This window comes from Phenylobacterium sp., assembly GCF_036263695.1.
In the GTDB taxonomy this organism is placed as follows: Bacteria; Pseudomonadota; Alphaproteobacteria; order Caulobacterales; family Caulobacteraceae; genus Phenylobacterium.
Genome location: NZ_DATAGM010000418.1, coordinates 1 through 2,355 on the forward strand (window position 1 = coordinate 1; position 2,355 = coordinate 2,355).

Consider the following 2,355-nt stretch of genomic DNA (forward strand, 5'->3'; position numbering starts at 1 on the left):
TCGCCCGGCGCGCGAAGTTTGGAGGTCTATAGCCGCCGACGCTTGCGGCGGCAACCGACATATAAGGACTTCTTTATGTGATCATCTGCGGTTCGGGCGCAGTCCGCCGGGTGCGCCACAGCGACCAGGCGACGCCGCCGGCGATCAGCCCCACCGTCACCGCCAGCGAGACCGGCGCCGGGAACTTCTCCCAGCCCATGGCCTCGGCCACGAACACCTTGCCGCCGATAAAGACCAGCAGCAGGGCCAGCGCCTGCTTCAGGAAGGCGAAGCGACCGATGATCGCCGCCAGCGCGAAGTAGAGCGCCCGCAAGCCGAGGATGGCGAAGATGTTCGAGGTGTAGACGATGTATGGGTCGGTGGTGATGGCGAAGATCGCCGGCACCGAGTCCACCGCGAAGATCACGTCCGCCGCCTCGACCATCAGCAGGGCCATAAAGAGAGGCGTGGCGAAGAGCGCCAGCCGCCCGTCCGCACCGGGCTCGCGGACAAAGAAGCGGTGCCCGCGCAGCCCGTCGGTCAGCCGCAGATGGCCGGCGAGCCAGCGGTAGAAGACGTTGTCGCGCGGATCGCTCGCCTCCTTCTTTGCGAAGAGCATCTTCAGGCCCATCAGAACCAGAAAGCCGGCGAAGATCAGCAGCACCCATTCGAAGCTTGCGACCAGGGCCGCACCGAAGCCGATCATGATCGCCCGCAGGACGATCACACCGAGAATGCCCCAGAAGAGCACCCGGTGCTGGTAGGCCGCCGGGACCGCCAATGCCCCGAAGATCGAGGCGATGACGAAGATGTTGTCGAGGGCCAGGCTCTTCTCGACCAGGAAGCCGGTCAGATACTCGATCCCCGATTCGCGGCCGAGCTCGAACCAGACCCAGCCGCCGAAGCCGACGCCGAGAGCCAGATAACCGGCCGACATCAAAAGGCTTTCGCGAATGCCGATCTCACGATGTTTCCGGTGGAGGACGCCCAGGTCGAGAACCAGCAGGACGACGACCACCAGGGCGAAGGCGAGCCACATCCACAGCGGCTTGCCCAGCAGTGACGCTGTCAGGAATTCCAGCATGTTGAAGTCTCCCTAGGCAGCTGGCCTAGAGGACGGCGGCGCGATGTTCGGCGCGGGCGATCTCCGCCTGCAGCCGTTCCACCCTGAGCGTCAGGTTCCGGAACAGCGTCAGGTCGGCGATCGGCCAGCTGCGCTCAGTCCTGTGGCGCGCCAGGGCCCGCCACAGGCGCGATTTCAGACGGGATTGATGCAGATCGTTCATAAGGCTCCTCCGTGCAGGGAGGCGCGCCCGGAACGGGGTCGCTAGGGGAGGGAGGTGACGAGCCGGCCCCGAGCGCGCCTGTTGCGGTCCGACATCACGATCGGGGGGAGGATCGTCAGAGGGGCCCGGTCCGCAATGGTTCAGGTAGGAAGCCTGTGGCGCGGTTCAAGGCCGAGCGGCGGTGGCCGGATCGCTTACCCGCAACACCGTCAACTCGTGCACGCGCCCGTCGTCGCCGCGCCAGCTGAACACGTCGCCGGCCGACAGGCCGAGCAGCGCCGCGCCGGCCGGCGCGGTCACCGACAGCCGCCCCTGGTCGATGTCCGCCTCGTGCGGAAGCACCAGGGTGACGGTGCGGTTCTGGCCGGACGCGTGATCGAGGTAGCTGACGGTCGAATGCAGCCGGCGAAGCCGCGCCGCGTCCGGCGGGGCTCGACGACCACCGCCCGGTCGAGCTCCTCGGCCAGCAGCCGGGCGCCCGGGCCATGGAAGGCCTCGGCCAGGTCCGCCAGCCGGTCGAACTCCGCCGCCGCCACGTAGACAGCCGGTCGCGAACGCTCTCCGCGCCCCTTGGGGCGGTTCGTTGAAGTCTTGGTCAAGTCAACACCTTCGCTCAGCCTGTCAGCTGAGCGCCTAGATCAATTGAAAGATGAATTCCGGAGCGCTCCCCCGAACCCCAAGCCCACGGCTTTACAATGGGCTCGGGGTCAGCCGCCTGCGACGAGGCGGCCGGCGTGGTTCGTCTGTCGCGCGAATAGTGCGGAACAACACATCAGAACCACAGCATGACACGCGAGGCGGCGAAGTCAAACGCCGCCCGCTTACCCGGGATTTCGGTCCGGGCGCCGGGCCGCTATAGCTGCGCCGGCCGCAACGCCGGAGAGTGAAATGAACCTGCACGTCCGCCCCGCCGACCCCGCCCTGCCCCGGCACGACTGGACGCTGGAGGAGGTCGAGGCCCTGTTCGAGCTGCCCTTCACCGAGCTGGTGTTCCGCGCCGCAGAGGTGCACCGGCGCTGGTTCGACCCCACCGAGTTGCAGCTCTCACAGCTGCTCTCGGTGAAGACCGGCGGCTGCCCGGAGGACTGCG

General features: G+C 67.4%; 4 protein-coding genes and 1 pseudogene. 1 reads left to right on the forward strand and 4 read right to left on the reverse strand.

Features of this window, described 5'->3' with window-relative positions; translation table 11 throughout:
* Positions 1-73: 73 nt before the first annotated feature.
* From VHK87_RS16775 to VHK87_RS19510, 4 genes are all read right to left on the reverse strand, one after another.
* Positions 74-1,063 (reverse strand): TerC family protein, encoded by a 990-nt coding sequence (locus VHK87_RS16775; protein ID WP_329636035.1) that lies wholly within the window; start codon positions 1,061-1,063, stop codon positions 74-76.
* 25 nt (positions 1,064-1,088) lie between these two features.
* Complete coding sequence (locus VHK87_RS16780) at positions 1,089-1,265, reverse strand: hypothetical protein (RefSeq protein ID WP_329636036.1); 177 nt, start codon at positions 1,263-1,265, stop codon at positions 1,089-1,091.
* 165 nt (positions 1,266-1,430) lie between these two features.
* Positions 1,431-1,667 carry a GreA/GreB family elongation factor gene (locus VHK87_RS16785; protein WP_329636037.1) on the reverse strand — a complete coding sequence of 79 codons (237 nt, stop codon included), beginning with the start codon at positions 1,665-1,667 and terminating at the stop codon, positions 1,431-1,433.
* Positions 1,562-1,801 (reverse strand): hypothetical protein, encoded by a 240-nt coding sequence (locus VHK87_RS19510; RefSeq protein ID WP_414694161.1) that lies wholly within the window; start codon positions 1,799-1,801, stop codon positions 1,562-1,564. Before VHK87_RS19510 ends, VHK87_RS16785 begins: the two co-directional genes overlap by 106 nt.
* Positions 1,802-2,153: 352 nt before the next feature.
* Between VHK87_RS19510 and VHK87_RS16790 the strand changes: the two are divergent.
* Positions 2,154-2,355, forward strand: a pseudogene (locus tag VHK87_RS16790) (biotin synthase); the annotation flags it as partial.